The organism is Paraburkholderia sp. BR14312 (assembly GCF_040948675.1).
GTDB lineage: Bacteria > Pseudomonadota > Gammaproteobacteria > Burkholderiales > Burkholderiaceae > Paraburkholderia > Paraburkholderia nodosa_A.
In genome coordinates, this window is the sequence record NZ_JBFPKI010000065.1 from 1 (window position 1) to 845 (window position 845).

The 845-nt window shown below is 55.1% G+C and carries 1 protein-coding gene; it reads right to left on the reverse strand.

The features are described 5' to 3' along the window. Window positions 1–269 precede the first annotated feature (269 nt). The gene (locus AB3X98_RS42010; protein WP_342949936.1) at window positions 270–509 is read right to left on the reverse strand and encodes a hypothetical protein; all 240 of its coding nucleotides are present in this window, start codon (window positions 507–509) and stop codon (window positions 270–272) included. Window positions 510–845: the final 336 nt, after the last annotated feature.

Sequence of the window (845 nt, forward strand, 5' to 3'; positions counted from 1 at the left end):
AAACTGCGCATGCTGCTACAGGGACGCAGCCGTGAAGCGGAGCGAACGCTTCGAAACGCTTTTCTCAAATGGTAGAAGGGTAGGAATGCAAAGCAATTGAATTTTCCCGGGCGCCGTCGAATATCCGAAATCGAATCAAGGGTTGCCTCTCATCGTGCCACATCCGTGAAAAAAAGGAGCAGGAAGCACGCCAGGCGGCCGAGGTCCGTCGTCGTGAGGAACGCACACGGTACCTCACATCACTTCTCGAGCAGGAAGACACGGCGTGGTCAAGCATCGATGCACAACTGCAACGCACAACGGGCAGCGCCTACGATCAAGCATTCCAGAAGTTGCAGGATCTCGCCGAAGCGTATGAAAACGCCAGGCGGGATGCCGTATTCCGGCGTTGTCTGGCGCAATTGATGTCGAGTCATGGCAAGCGGGGCGCCTGGCTTGCCCGGCTGCAAAAAGCGGGTATTTGGGGCAACCCAAGTCTTAGCCTCCTTGGCCTTGACCTGCTGCATCATTTCCGCAAATCTGGGATGAACTCTGAGCCCACATGGCACGCCCGGCATATATGCCAATTTTCGGCGATTTGACGAAGTCATAATAACTTGGACGCCTATGATAGGAAATTGTGCTTACCTTTTTCGCCCCCTAGATTCGCGACGGGACCCTGACAATCCCGTTTCTTGACGTCACCCCAGGCGGAAGTGCCAGAGGGCTCGGTTCAATCTGCGTATTTCGGGGAAGCTGAACGCCCGTTTCGGTGAAGTCGAACAGGCCAGGAGGGAGGTGCTGCGTAGTGCTTAGATTGTACTGCGGGTGTTCGACATCAGGCCACTTTTTGATCAGGTGCGTTC